This is a genomic window from Xanthomonas sp. NCPPB 1132 (assembly GCF_056629235.1).
Map to the genome: position 1 here is coordinate 829,958 of NZ_CM152819.1, position 14,551 is coordinate 844,508.

The 14,551-nt window shown below is 72.4% G+C and carries 4 protein-coding genes; all 4 read left to right on the plus strand.

Annotation, left to right across the window (positions count from 1 at the left end; genetic code table 11):
- Positions 1-512 precede the first annotated feature (512 nt).
- The 4 genes from AC1G9L_RS03680 to xpsF all read left to right on the plus strand — a co-directional run bounded on the left by AC1G9L_RS03680 (position 513) and on the right by xpsF (position 14,149).
- Positions 513-8,735, plus strand: a complete 8,223-nt coding sequence (locus AC1G9L_RS03680) for an ESPR-type extended signal peptide-containing protein (protein WP_481070291.1) — start codon at positions 513-515, stop codon at positions 8,733-8,735.
- Between the two features lie 156 nt (positions 8,736-8,891).
- Positions 8,892-10,787 (plus strand): S8 family serine peptidase, encoded by a 1,896-nt coding sequence (locus AC1G9L_RS03685; RefSeq protein ID WP_019799990.1) that lies wholly within the window; start codon positions 8,892-8,894, stop codon positions 10,785-10,787.
- A 277-nt stretch (positions 10,788-11,064) separates the two neighbouring features.
- The gene (gene gspE / locus AC1G9L_RS03690) at positions 11,065-12,795 is read left to right on the plus strand and encodes a type II secretion system ATPase GspE (RefSeq protein ID WP_010343590.1); all 1,731 of its coding nucleotides are present in this window, start codon (positions 11,065-11,067) and stop codon (positions 12,793-12,795) included.
- 139 nt (positions 12,796-12,934) lie between these two features.
- Positions 12,935-14,149 (plus strand): type II secretion system protein XpsF, encoded by a 1,215-nt coding sequence (xpsF, locus tag AC1G9L_RS03695; protein ID WP_019799989.1) that lies wholly within the window; start codon positions 12,935-12,937, stop codon positions 14,147-14,149.
- The last annotated feature ends 402 nt before the right edge of the window (positions 14,150-14,551 follow it).

Sequence of the window (14,551 nt, forward strand, 5' to 3'; positions counted from 1 at the left end):
CCACCCGGGTCGCGCCGCCGCGTGACCACGGGCATCTGTTTCGCGCAATCGGCGCCATTCGCGTCCGTCTGGCGCGATCGCGCACCTCGATTGTGCGGCTCCTGGCGCATTTACCACACGTTTGCGTCAAGTCCTTGACGAAAAACGAAATCGCTCCAAACGCGGCATGTCAAGGCTGGCAAGGTCCGTGCCGAAAAGTTGGCGCGAGTGGGTTGTTTTCATTGATATTTATCGAAAAATTAACGAAATAACCCTGAATTCGCGGTCTGTGTCACGGCGTGTGTCGCAGCAAGTCAAAAACTTGACGTACTTGAAAGGCCGGGTTAACACTCGAGTCAGTTCCGCATTCCACCTCGGTTCATCTACAGCTCCGAGCAGCGACAGGCGTGAGCCTCTCGCGTCCCGGTTGGGACGTGCGGCACCTAAAAAACCGACAGGGGGTCGGCCGGCCGGAACGCCGGGCGAGGGTGGCTTTTTGACCAAAAACCAGCCGAATTGAGGAGCAGTCGTCGATGAATCGGATTTATCGCAAGGTCTGGAACAACGCGTTGGGGATGTGGGTGGTGGCATCGGAACTGGCCAGCGGCGATGCCCGCGGCGCGGTCGTCCGCGATCGCCGTGCCGCACGCGCACACGGCCTGGCCCTGGCCGGCGCGATCGCCCTGGCGCTGGGCGCCGGCGCCCTTCCCGGCAACGCCCAGGCGCAGGCCGTGCAGATCGGCGACAACGCCAACGCCAGCGGCGACTACGCCACCGCGGTCGGCGCCGAGAGCAACGCCAGCGGCGCGCAGAGCACCGCGACCGGCGCGGCCAGCAACGCCAGCGGCGACGGCAGCGTGGCCAGCGGCACCCTCAGCGACGCCAGCGGCGTGGAAGCCAGCGCGCTCGGCTACTACAGCACCGCCAGCGGCGATGGCGCGACCGCGCTCGGCGCCGAGAGCATCGCCTCCGGCGCCGCCAGCGCCGCGGTCGGCGTGGCCGCCGATGCGACGGGCGAGTACGCCACTGCGGTCGGCGGTTTCTCCAGCGCCAGCGGCTTCAACAGCACCGCGCTGGGCAACAGCGCGGTGGCGCAGGGCCGCAACAGCGTGGCGCTGGGCGCCGACGCGGTGGCCGACCGCGACGACAGCGTGTCGGTCGGCAAGGCCGGCGGCGAACGCCAGATCACCAACGTGGCCGCCGGCACCGAGGCCACCGATGCGGTCAACGTGGCGCAGCTGGACGCGGTCAGGCAGACCGCCGACACCACCGCCAAGTACTTCCAGTCCAGCGGCAGCGACGCCAGCGATGCCGGCGCCTATGTCGAGGGTGCCAATGCGGTGGCCGCCGGCGAAGGCGCCAACGCCATCGGCAACGGCGCCAGCGCGCTCGGCAGCGGCGCCACCACGCTGGGCGGCAACGCCACTGCGGTCGGCAGCAATGCCACCGCCGTCGGCGCCTCGGCGACCGCGGTCGGCGGTGCGCTGTCGATCGTCGACGACAACGGCGAGGTGCTGCTGGAAGGCACCACCACCGCGGCCGCGCAGGGCGCCAGCGCGTTCGGCGCCGGTGCGCAGGCCAATGGCGCGTTCTCCACCGCGCTGGGCACTGCCGCGCGCGCCGACGGCACGCAGAGCACCGCCACCGGCTTCTCCGCCGCCGCCACCGGGCTGGCGGCGACCGCCACCGGCGGCTTCAGCCAGGCCGGCGGCGACTTCGCCTCCGCGTTCGGCTACGGCGCCAACGCCAGCGGCGGCGACGCCGTGGCGGTGGGCTTTTCCAGCCTCGCCAGCGGCGTGTCCAGCACCGCCGTCGGCGGCAGCGTGCTCGGCCTGTTCACCACCGAGGCGCAGGGCGAAGGCGGCAGCGCGTTCGGCGCCGGCGCCTGGGCCAATGGGGATTTCTCGACCTCGGTCGGCTGGCTGAGTTCGGCCGACGGCGCGTCCAGCGCCGCGTTCGGCGCCGCGTCCTGGGCGCAGGCCGACGATTCCACCGCGCTGGGCTACGGCGCCAAGGCCGCGGCCAGCGGCAGCGTCGCGCTTGGTCAGGGATCGGTCGCCGATCGCGCCGACACCGTCTCGGTCGGCAGCGCCGGCAAGGAGCGGCAGATCGCCAACGTCGCCGCCGGCACCGAGGGCACCGATGCGGTGAACCTGGACCAGCTCGACGCGGTCAAGCAGGTGGCCGACGGCACCGCGCGGCTGTTCGCCGGCAGCGGCGACGGCACTGCGCTGGCGCAGGGCCAGCAGGCCACCGCCGCCGGCGCCGACGCGCTGGCCGATGGCGACTACACCACCGCCGTCGGTTCCACCAGCACCGCCGCCGGCCTCGGCGCCGCGGCGCTGGGCAGTGGCGCAGTCGCCAGCGGCGACCACGCCAGCGCGGTCGGCACCGATGCCACCGCAGCCGGCACCTCGGCCACGGCGATCGGCAGCACCGCGACGGTGTACGAGTACGACGAGAACGGCTTCATCGTCGGCAGCCGCGAACAGACCACTCAGGCGCTCGGCGTGGCCGCGACCGCGGTCGGCGGCGGCGCGCAGGCGCTGGATCCGCTGTCCACCGCGGTCGGCACCGGCACCTCGGCCAGCGGCGTGCAGAGCACCGCGCTGGGGTATCACGCGCAGACCTTCAAGGATGGCGCCACCGCGGTCGGCGGCCTGTCCGAAGTGGCCGGCGACCTGGGCACGGCGGTGGGCTACGGCGCCCGCGCCGCCGGCGATTACGCCACCGCGGCCGGCATCGGCGCGCGGGCGACCGCGACCAGCACCGTGGCGATGGGCATGAACTCGCTGGCCAGCGGGACCGACAGCGTGGCAATCGGCGGGGTCAGCACCGCCGCGGCGAGTGCCGGCAACAGCGTCGGCATCACCGCGGCCACCGGCGTCGGCAGCGTGGCGCTGGGGGCAGGCGCGGAGAGCCAGGGCGATTACGCGATCGCGATGGGCTACAACGCCAATGTGTTCCCGAACCTGGAGAACGGCACCGCCGACTCGGTGGCGATCGGCCATAGCGCCGGTTCGTTCGCGCCGCACACCGTCTCGCTCGGCGCGCATGCGCTGTCCGCGGGCGAGGGTGGGGTGGCGATCGGCCAGGCGGCCACCGCGTGGAACGCCAACAGCGTGGCGCTCGGTGCCGACGCGGTGACCTCCACGTTCCACGACAGCAGCACCGCGCTCGGTGCCAACAGCGCGGCCAATGGCGCCGACGCGACCGCGATCGGCTACGGCGCGCGGGTCAGCAGTTGGGTCGCGGATGCGCAGGATCGCTCGGCGTCCAGCGCGGTCGCGCTTGGCGCGTATTCCTACGCGGACCGCGACAACAGCGTCTCGGTCGGCGACGTGGGCAACGGCCTGACCCGGCAGATCACCAGCGTCGCCGCGGGCACCGAAGCCACCGACGCGGTCAACGTGGCGCAGCTGCAGGAGGCCGGCAAGTACCTGCAGGCCAGCGCCGGCAACAGCGATGCCGGCGCCTACGTCGAAGGCGACGACGCGCTCGCCGCCGGCGAGGCCGCCAATGCCATCGGCAACGGCAGCACCGCGCTCGGCGCCGGCGCCGATGCGCTCAACAGCGGGGCGACCGCGGTGGGCAGCGGCGCGGTCGCGGCGGGGCAGAACAGCGCCGCCTTCGGCACCAACGCGCAGGCCACCGGGCCGGCGGCGGTGGCGGTCGGCGGGGTGGCGGTGGACGCCAACGGCGATCCGCTGATCACCAAGAGCGGGGTGGCGGTGGACACCGGCGCCACCAGCGCCGGGGTCGGCGGTACCGCGCTGGGCGCCAGCGCCGATGCCAGCGGTTTCGCCGCCTCGGCGGTGGGCGTGGGCGCCTATGCCGGCGGCGCGCAGGCGTCGGCGTTCGGTGCGGTGGCCAACGCCACCGGCGACTACGCCACGGCGGTCGGCACGCAGAGTGCGGCCACCGGCACCAGCAGCGTGGCGGTCGGCGGTCCGGCCGACCTGATCCCGGGCCTGGGCCTGTTCGTGCAGACCCAGGCCAGCGGCGCCAACGCGGCCGCGTTCGGCGCCGGCGCGATCGCCTCGGGCGACGACTCCACCGCCAACGGCAGCATGACCGAGGCCTCTGGCCTGCAGAGCACCGCGCTGGGCTACTTCGCCTACGCGCCGGGCGACTACGCCAGCGCGCTGGGCGCGCAGTCCTGGGCCAGCGGCGCCAACAGCACCGCGGTGGGCTTCTACAGCACCGCGCTGGCCGCCGACAGCGTGGCACTGGGCGCGAACGCGGTGGCGCGTCGGGCCAACACGGTCTCGGTCGGCGATGCCGGCAGCGAGCGGCAGATCGTCAATGTCGCCGCGGGCACGCAGTCCACCGATGCGGTCAACCTCGCGCAACTGGATGCGGTGCGCGCTACTGCCGAAGGCACCTCCAAGTTCTTTGCGCATGGCGGCGACGGTACGGTCGGCGCCTATGCCGACGGCGCCGGCGCGCTTGCCGCCGGCGATGCGGCCAATGCCTACGGCAGCGGTGCGGCGGCGTTCGGCAGCGGCGCGGCGGCGATGGGCGATGACGCGGTGGCGCTGGGCAACGGCAGCACGGCCGGCGGCACCGGCGGCACCGCCATCGGCGGCCGCGGCCAGGCCTACGACCAGTACAACCAGCCGATCGTCGATGCCGACGGCAAGCCGGTGCTGGTCGGCGCCAATGCCGGCGAGAACGCCACCGCGCTCGGCGCGGGCGCGCAGGCCACCGGCAGCGTCGCCACCGCCACCGGCTACGGTGCGCAGGCCACCGGCGACCACAGCACCGCCGGCGGCTACAAGGCGCGGGCGACCGGCAACTACAGCCTGGCGCAGGGCGACAACGCCTGGGCCAGCGGCGAGGACGCCAGCGCGGTCGGCGCCTACGCCTGGGCCACGGCCGATGGCGCCTCGGCGTTCGGCACCTCGGCCTGGGCCACTGGCGCCAACGCCTCGGCGTTCGGCACCGGGGCGTGGGCCAGCGGCAGCGGCGCCACCTCGATCGGCTTCAACAGCTGGGCGCCGGGCCTGAGCGCCACCGCGGTCGGCCGCGGCGCGTTCGGCTACGGCAACTACAGCGTGGCGCTGGGCTTCCAGGCGCTGGGCAACCAGGTCAACACCATCGCCATCGGCACCAACACCGTGGCCGATGCGGAAAGCGCGATCAGCATCGGCGCCGGCAGCGAGACGACGGCGTCCAATGCGGTGGCGCTGGGCGCCGGGGCGGTCGCCGACCGCGCCTACAGCGTGTCGGTGGGCAGTGCCGGGCAGGAGCGGCAGATCACCAACGTCGCCGCCGGCACCGAGGCCACCGATGCGGTCAACGTCGCCCAACTGGATGCGGTGAAGCAGGCCGCGGCAGCGACCAGCAAGTACTTCCAGGCCAGCGGCAGCGCCGACAGCGATGCCGGCGCCCTGGTCGACGGCGACAACGCGCTGGCCGCCGGCGAGGCCGCCAACGCCACCGCCGACGGCGCCACTGCGCTCGGTGGCGGCGCCAATGCGGTGGCCGCCGGGGCGACCGCGATCGGCTTCAACGCCGTCTCCAGCGGTGTCGATGCGGTCGCGCTGGGCAACGCCAGCCAGGCGTCGGGCGAGAACAGCATCGCCATCGGCAGCAACGCCCAGGCCAGCGAGATCGGCGCCACCGCCAGCGGCGCCGGCGCGCAGGCCAGCGGCACCTATTCCACCGCCACCGGCAACGAGGCGGTGGCCTCGGACAACCAGGCCACGGCCACCGGCTTCCGCAGCGCCGCCTCGGGCATCGGCGCCACCGCCCTGGGCGGCTACAGCGAGGCCACGGGCTATCTGTCCTCGGCGCTGGGCTATGGCGCACTCGCCTCGGGCAGCTACGGCACCGCGGTCGGCGTGTCCTCCACCGCCTCCGGCAGCAGCAGCGTGGCATTGGGCGAGTACAGCGTGGCCTCTGGCGAGGAGAGCGTGGCGGTCGGCGGCACCTCGTTCTTCGGCCTGATCCCGGCCGAGGCCTCGGGTGCCAACAGCGCCGCGTTCGGTGCCGGCGCCGGTGCCACCGCCGACTTCAGCAGCGCGCTCGGCAGCCTCAGCTACGCCAGCGCCGACAGCGCCAGTGCGTTCGGCTACGGCGCCTACGCGTCCGGCGTCAACAGCGTGGCCCTGGGTGCGAACTCCGAGGCGGCGCGCGACAACACCGTCTCGGTGGGCGGCGCCGGCAAGGAGCGGCAGATCACCAGCGTCGCCGCCGGTACCGAGGCCACCGACGCGGTCAACGTCGCGCAACTGAACGAGGTGAAGCAGTCCGCCGATGCCACCGGCAAGCAGTTCAAGGCCAGCGGCGGCAGCGACCCGGCCGACGATGTCGGCAGCTACGTGGAAGGCAACTACGCCACCGCCGCCGGCGAGGCCAGCAACGCCTACGGCACCGGCGCCTCGGCGTTCGGCAGCGGCGCGCTGGCCGGTGCCCGCTACGCCACCGCGTCCGGCTACAACGCCACCGCCACCGGCGAATCCAGCACCGCGATCGGCGGCTCGCTGTACTACACCGACGCGTCCGGCAATGTGCTGCTCGACGGCACCACCACCGCCAGCGCCGCCGGCGCCACCGCGCTGGGCGCGGGTGCGCAGGCCAGCGGCACGTTCAGCAGTGCCAGTGGCGCCGGCGCCATCGCCAGCGGCCTGCAGGCCACCGCCGATGGCTACAAGGCCACCGCCGGCAGCGACTACAGCACCGCGGTCGGTGCCTTCAGCGCCGCCAGCGGCACCCGCACCAGCGCGTTCGGCTACGGCGCGGCGGCGGCGGGCAACTACGCCTCGGCGCTGGGCTGGGGCAGCACCGCCTCCGGCGCCTATGCCGCGGCGCTGGGTTACAGCGCCCGCGCCACCGGCGAGGACGCGACCGCGCTCGGCGCCTCGGCCTGGGCCACCGCGGCGCAGACCACCTCGGTCGGCCAGTTCGCCTGGGCCACCGCGCAGGGCGGCACCGCGATCGGCCAGAACGCCTTCGCCTATGGCGGCACCAATGCCACGGCGCTGGGCATCAACGCCTCGGCCAGCGGCGCCGGCAGCGTCGCCCTGGGCTCGGGCGCACGCACCAGCGAAGCCAACGTGGTGTCGGTGGGTGGGGGCAATGGCGTCACTGCGCCGGCCACGCGCCGCATCACCAACGTGGGCGCGGCGGTCAACGCCACCGATGCGGTGAACAAGGCGCAGCTGGACGCGGTGGCCACCGCGGCCGGCGACACCAGCGCACGCTTCCAGAGTTCCGGCACCGCGGTGGCCAGCGCCAGCGGCGTGGACAGCACCGCGGCCGGTGCCGGCGCCACCGCCAGCGGCCTGCGCAGTTCCGCGCTGGGCGTGGGCAGCGTCGCTGCTGGCGCCGGTGCCACCGCCAACGGTGCCGGCAGCTCGGCGACCGGTGCGCGCAGCACCGCGATTGGCCTGCAGACCAACGCGATCGGCGAGAACGGCGTGGCGATGGGTTACAACAGCTTCGTCCGCAACAGCGGCAGCAACGGCGTCGCGCTCGGCGCCAATGCCGGCGTCTCCGCGGACAACGCGGTCGCGCTCGGCGCCGGCTCGCGGGTGTACGAGGCCGACACCGTGTCGCTGGGCAGCGGCAACGGCCGCGGCGGCCCGGCCACCCGGCGCATCGTCAACCTGACCGCGGGCAGCGTCGCCGCCGGCAGCACCGACGCGATCAACGGCGGCCAGCTGTACCAGTCGCTGAGCAACATGGCCACGTTCCTGGGCGGCGGCGCCGGACTCGGCGCGCAGGGCCTGTTCGTGGCGCCGACCTACGTGATCCAGGGCGCCAGCTACAACAACGTCGGCGCGGCGCTGGCGGCGCTGGACGGCAAGGTCAGCGAACTGGATGCGCGCACCGGTGGCAGCGCCACGGCGGCACGCAGCGCGCGGATGGTCGGCACCAGTGCGGTGGCCGCGCAGGCCACCGAGGCGGCGCCGGCGACTGTAACCGAGACCGCGGCGGCGACCACGACCGCGTCGGTGTCCGGCAGCATCGGCACCGCCCAGGTCGGCGAAAGCACGGCGGTGGCCTCCAGCGCCACCGCGGTGGGGACCGCCGCGCGTGCCAACGACGTCACCGGCACCGCGATCGGCGGCAGCGCCTACGCGCATGGCGCCAACGACACTGCAATTGGCAGCAACGCCAAGGTCAATGCCGACGGCAGCACCGCGGTGGGCGCCAACAGCCACATCGCGGCGGTGGCGACCAACGCGGTGGCGATGGGCGAGGGCGCCAGCGTCAGCGCGGCCTCGGGCACCGCCCTCGGCCAGGGCGCCAGCGCCACCGCGCAGGGCGCGGTCGCACTGGGGCAGGGGTCGGTGGCCGATCGCGCGCAGACGGTCTCGATCGGCAGCGCCGGCAACGAGCGCCAGCTCGCCAACGTCGCCGCCGGCACCCAGGCCACCGATGCGGTCAACAAGAGCCAGCTCGACAACGGTGTGGCTACGGCCAAGTCGTACACCGATGCGCGCTTCGGCACCATGGCCGACAGCTTCGAGGTGCTGCGCGGCGACGTCGATGCGCGGTTGCGCGACCAGGACCGCCGCATCGACCGCCAGGGCGCGATGAGCGCGGCCATGCTCAACATGGCCACCAGCGCCGCCGGCATCCGCACCCAGAACCGGGTCGGTGCCGGCATCGGCTTCCAGAACGGCGAGTCGGCACTGTCGGTGGGCTACCAGCGCGCCTTCAGCGACCGCGCCACGGTGACCATCGGCGGTGCCTTCAGCAGCGACGACAGCTCGATCGGCATCGGTGCCGGTTTCGGCTGGTGATCCATCGCGGACGGCGGCAGCTGCCGCCGTCCGCCACGCAATGGCCTGAGGGGGCAGACCACAGGACCTTGGCTGGGCCGGCCAACGGATTCGGAAAAGGGAGTTTTACGGCCGCAACTGTCGCCTGATCCACGAAACTTTGAAGAGGACGTCAACGTGATCGACAAGCAAAACCTTCGTATCAATGCCATCGCCGCCGCCATGCTGGCGATGTCGCTGGGAGCCTCGAGCGCGATCGCGGCGGGCGCTTCGGCACCGCTGCCGGTCAAGGAACCGGGCACCTCCGCGCCGGCCGATGCGGTGACCTCCAACCGCATCCTGGTGCGCTACAACGCCGGCAGCGCCGCGGCCAGCGACCGCAGTGCCAAGCTGTCGGCGGTGCAGTCGGCGGTGGGCCGCGCCAGCCTCGGTGGCGGCAACGGCATCTCGCGCGCGGCCGCGGCCAGCGTGCGCGCCGAATACGTGCGCACCCTGGGCATCGGCGCGGACCTGATCCGCCTGACCGGCAAGCTGAGCAAGGCCGACCTGGACAAGGTGGTGGCCGAGATCGCCGCCGACCCGGCGGTGAAGTACGCGCAGGTCGACGCCAAGCTGCGCCCGGTCGAGGTGCTGCGGGCCAAGGCGCAGGTGCAGCCGCAGTTCGTGCCCAACGACCCGCTGTACGCGCAGTACCAGTGGCACTACAGCAACGCCAACGGCGGCATCAACGCGCCGGCCGCGTGGGACGTGTCCAAGGGCGACGGCGTGGTGGTGGCGGTGCTCGACACCGGCATCCTGCCGAACCACCCGGACGTGGCGGTGAACCTGCTGCAGGGGTACGACTTCATTTCCGACGCGGCGACCTCGCGGCGTGCGACCGACGACCGCGTGCCGGGCGCGCTGGACTACGGCGACTGGGTGGAGAACGACAACGAGTGCTACGCCGGCTCCGTTGCCGACGACAGTTCCTGGCACGGCAGCCACGTCGCCGGCACCGTCGCCGAGGCGACCAACAACGGCGTCGGCATGGCCGGCGTGGCGCCCAACGCCACCGTGTTGCCGGTGCGCGTGCTCGGCAAGTGCGGCGGCTACACCTCCGACATCGCCGACGCCATCATCTGGGCCTCGGGCGGCACCGTGTCCGGCGTGCCGGCCAACCAGAACCCGGCCGAGGTCATCAACATGAGCCTGGGCGGCGGCGGCGCCTGCGACAGCGTCACCCAGGACGCGATCAACGGCGCGGTGTCGCGCGGCACCACGGTGGTGGTGGCCGCCGGCAACAACACCGCCAATGCCGCCAACTTCAGCCCGGCCAGCTGCGACAACGTGATCGCGGTCGGTGCCACCCGCATCACCGGCGGCATCACCTACTACTCCAACTACGGCGCCAAGGTGGACCTGTCCGGTCCGGGCGGCGGTGGCAGCGTCGACGGCAACCCGGGCGGCTATGTCTGGCAGAACGGCTATACCGGCGCGACCACGCCGACCTCCGGCAACTACACCTACATGGGCATGGGCGGCACCTCGATGGCCTCGCCGCACGTGGCCGCGGTGGCGGCGCTGGTGCAGAGCGCGCTGATCGCCGCGGGCAAGGCGCCGCTGACCCCGGCTGCGCTGGAGACCCTGCTCAAGCAGACCGCGCGTCCGTTCCCGGTGTCGATCCCGTCCAGCACCCCGATCGGCACCGGCATCGTCGATGCCAAGGCCGCGCTGGACAAGGCACTGGAAGAGCCGTGCGATCCGGCCACCGAGCAGTGCGCGCCGACGGCGACCGCGCTGACCAACAAGGTGGCGGTGGCGGGCCTGGCCGGTGCCGCCGGCAACGAGGCGCTGTACAGCTTCGAGGCCAAGGCCGGCGCGGTGCTGAGCTTCCTCACCTACGGCGGCAGCGGCAACGTGTCGATGTACGTGAGCTTCGGCAAGGAGCCGGGCACCGGCAACGCCGACGCCAAGTCGACCCGTCCGGGCAACAACGAGACGGTGCGCTTCACCGCGCCGCAGGCCGGCACCTACTACATCAAGCTGGTCGGCGAGAGCACCTACAGCGGCGTCAGCCTGGTCGCGCGCCAGTAAGCGCACGCGGCGCAGGGAGGCGCCATGGTGTCCCAGGAAACCCGGCTCCGGCCGGGTTTCCTGCGTCTGCAGCAGGCGCACAGGCCCCAGCCGCGGCTCCGGTGGCCGGCGCGTAACCATCCACCATCGCCTGCCGGAATGTCAGGCCGATGACGGCGGCGCGTCCTGCCAGCGCCGACGTCCTGGCCGCCGGTAGACAGCGACGCCGGCGCGCGCCGGATTCGGCGTCGGGTCATGCCGAACTGCTAAAGTCGCACGGTCATCTGGGAGGGATCGCGTGAATGCGCTCGTGAAGGACACTGCCGTCGCCGTGGAGACGCCCGAAACCCGCATCATCGCGGCGTTGCTGGCCAAGGGCCGGCTCAAGGACGGCGACCTGGCGCGCGCGCGGCAACTGCAGCGCGAGTCCGGCGGCGGCCTGCTGGCGCTGCTGGCGCGCCTGGGCCTGGTCTCCGAGCGCGACCATGCCGAACTCAGCGCCGAGGTCCTGGGCCTGCCGCTGCTCGACGCCAAGCAGTTGCCGGCCACCGCGCCGGAGAGCCTGCCCGAGGCGCAACCGCTGTCGCTGCGCTTCCTCAAGCAATTCCATGTGTGTCCGCTGGGCGAACGCGACGGCGTGCTGGAACTGTGGATGGCCGATCCGCACGATGCCTATGCCGCCGACGCGGTACGCCTGGCCACCGGCCTGCAGGTGCTGCCGCGGGTCGGCCTGCGCTCGGAGATCGACGACCTGATCGAGCGCTGGTTCGGCCAGGGCCGCAGCGCGATGGGCGCGATCGTGGAAACCGCCGACGGCGACAGCGTCGCCGCCGACGACATCGAGCACCTGCGCGACCTGGCTTCCGAGGCGCCGGTGATCCGCCTGGTCAACCTGGTGATCCAGCGCGCGGTGGAACTGCGCGCCTCGGACATCCACATCGAACCGTTCGAGAGCCGGCTGAAGGTGCGCTACCGCGTCGACGGCGTGCTGATCGACGGCGAGAGCCCGCCGGCCAACCTGACCGCGGCGGTGATCAGCCGCGTCAAGATCATGGCCAAGCTCAACATCGCCGAGCGCCGCCTGCCGCAGGACGGCCGCATCATGCTGCGGGTGCAGGGCAAGGAACTGGACCTGCGCGTGAGCACCGTGCCCACCGCGCACGGCGAGAGCGTGGTGATGCGCCTGCTCGACCGCGAGACCGTGGTGTTCGATTTCCACCGGCTCGGCTTCACCGACGCGTTCCTGCCGCAGTTCCGCAAGGTGCTGGAGCAGCCGCACGGCATCCTGCTGGTCACCGGCCCCACCGGCTCGGGCAAGACCACCACGCTGTACACCGCGCTGAGCCAGCTCAATACCGCCGACGTCAAGATCATCACCGTCGAGGACCCGGTCGAATACCAGATCGAGGGCATCAACCAGATCCAGGCCAAGCCGCAGATCGGCCTGGATTTCTCGCATGCGCTGCGCAGCATCGTGCGCCAGGACCCGGACATCATCATGATCGGCGAAATGCGCGACCTGGAGACGGCGCGCATCGCCATCCAGTCCGCGCTGACCGGTCACCTGGTGCTGTCGACCCTGCACACCAATAACGCTGCCGGCGGCATCACCCGCCTGCTCGACATGGGCGTGGAGGACTACCTGCTGACCTCCACCATCAACGGCATCCTCGCCCAGCGCCTGGTGCGGCGGCTGGAGCCGACCCATGCCGAGCGCTATGCGGCCTCCCCGGAGGAGATCGAGAAGTTCGAACTGCGCCGGCTGCAGCCGGAAGGCGAGATCTTCCTGTACCGCCCGCGGCCCTCGGCGATCGCGCCGACCGGCTACGTGGGCCGCACCACCATCATGGAATTCCTGGTGATGAATGACGTGCTGCGCCGCGCGGTGATGCGCCACGCCGGCATGGGCGAGATCGAGCAGCTGGCGCGCGAGGCCGGCATGCGCACCATGTACGAGGACGGCCTGGCCAAGGCACTCAGCGGCCAGACCACGATCGAGGAAGTGTTGCGCGTAACGGAGGAAACCTGATGCGCGCGACCTGCGCTCTGGTGGTGACGACGTGTCGCTGCGCCGTGCGCCGGCGGTCCGCGCTCGGGAACGCATGGAACGCGCACGACGCGCGTTCCCATTCCCGATTCCCCATTCTCCAGTCCCAGCTCCAGCCCTGATGCCCCTGTACCGCTACAAGGCCCTGGACTCGCATGGCGAGATCCTGGAAGGGCAGATGGAAGCCGCCAGCGAGGCGGAAGTCGCGCTGCGCCTGCAGGAGCAGGGGCACATGCCGATGCAGGCCAGGCTGGCGGCCGAGGGCGGCGGCACCTCGCTGCGCGGGCTGTTCCGGCCCAAGCCGTTCGACGGCGCTGCGCTGGTGCAGTTCACCCAGCAGCTGGCGACCCTGCTCGGCGCCGGCCAGCCGCTGGACCGCGCGCTGTCGATCCTGCTCGAACTGCCCGAGGACGAGCGTTCCAAGCGCACCGTCGGCGACATCCGCGACGCGGTGCGCGGCGGCGCGCCGCTGTCCACCGCGCTGGAGCGCCAGCACGGGCTGTTCTCGCGCCTGTACATCAACATGGTGCGCGCCGGCGAGGCCGGCGGCAGCCTGCACGACACCCTGCAACGCCTGGCCGAATACCTGGAGCGCAGCCGCGAACTGCGCGGGCGCGTGATCAACGCGCTGATCTACCCGGCGATCCTGGTCAGCGTGGTCGGCTGCGCGCTGCTGTTCCTGCTCGGCTACGTGGTGCCGCAGTTCGCGCAGATGTACGAGAGCCTGGACGTGGCCCTGCCGTGGTTCACCCAGGCGGTGCTGAGCGTGGGCCTGTTCGTGCGCGACTGGTGGATCGTGCTGCTGGTGGTGCCCGGGGTGACCATCCTGGCGGTGGACCGCAAGCGCCGCGACCCGGCGTTCCGCGCCAGCTTCGATGCCTGGCTGCTGCGCCAGCGCTTCGTCGGCGTGCTGATCGCCCGGCTGGAGACCGCGCGCCTGACCCGCACCCTCGGCACCCTGCTGCGCAACGGCGTGCCGCTGCTGGCGGCGCTGGGCATCTCCCGCAACGTGCTGTCGAACCTGGCGCTGACCGCCGATGTCGGCGCCGCCGCCGACGACGTCAAGAACGGCCACGGGCTGTCGGCATCGCTGTCCAAGGGCAAGCGCTTCCCGCGCCTGGCGCTGCAGATGATCCAGGTCGGCGAGGAATCGGGCGCGCTCGACATCATGCTGCTGAAGACCGCCGACACCTTCGAACAGGAAACCGCGCAGGCCATCGACCGCCTGCTGGCGGCGATGGTGCCGGCGATCACCCTGGTCCTGGCCTCGGTGGTCGGCCTGGTGATCATTTCCGTCCTCGTCCCCCTCTACGACCTGACCAATGCGATTGGGTGAGGTTCCACGCTTATGCGCCATGGCGCATGTGGCGCCGAACGCCCGGCCAAGGATGGCTGGGCTGGTGGTTCCGGCGCTCGCGATGCCGCGCCATGGACGGCTGCGCAGTCATCTGGCGCAGCGGACGAGCGAATCGAAGGAGGCCATGCGCTTGCGAGCCGCAGGTTCGCGCATGGCCGAACGCCCGGCCATGGATGGCCGGGCCGGTCTGTCCGGCGCCGGCAATGCGACGCCATGGACGGCAGCGGCCTTGCCTGACACGTCCGCGCGGTGCGCCATGGCGCATGGGGCGCCGAACCCTCGGCCCCGGCTGAGCCACACGCGGTCGTCGCGGACTGTGACGCCGCACGTGTCCGTCAGGGAACCTTCCGCCGCCGCCCCTGTCCCATTGCCAGCGGCGCC

Excerpts from the sequence above, each read along its gene's own strand:
- AC1G9L_RS03680 (WP_481070291.1), top strand. The coding sequence starts at position 513 with ATGAATCGGATTTATCGCAAGGTCTGGAACAACGCGTTGGGGATGTGG.
- xpsF (WP_019799989.1), top strand. The coding sequence starts at position 12,935 with ATGCCCCTGTACCGCTACAAGGCCCTGGACTCGCATGGCGAGATCCTG.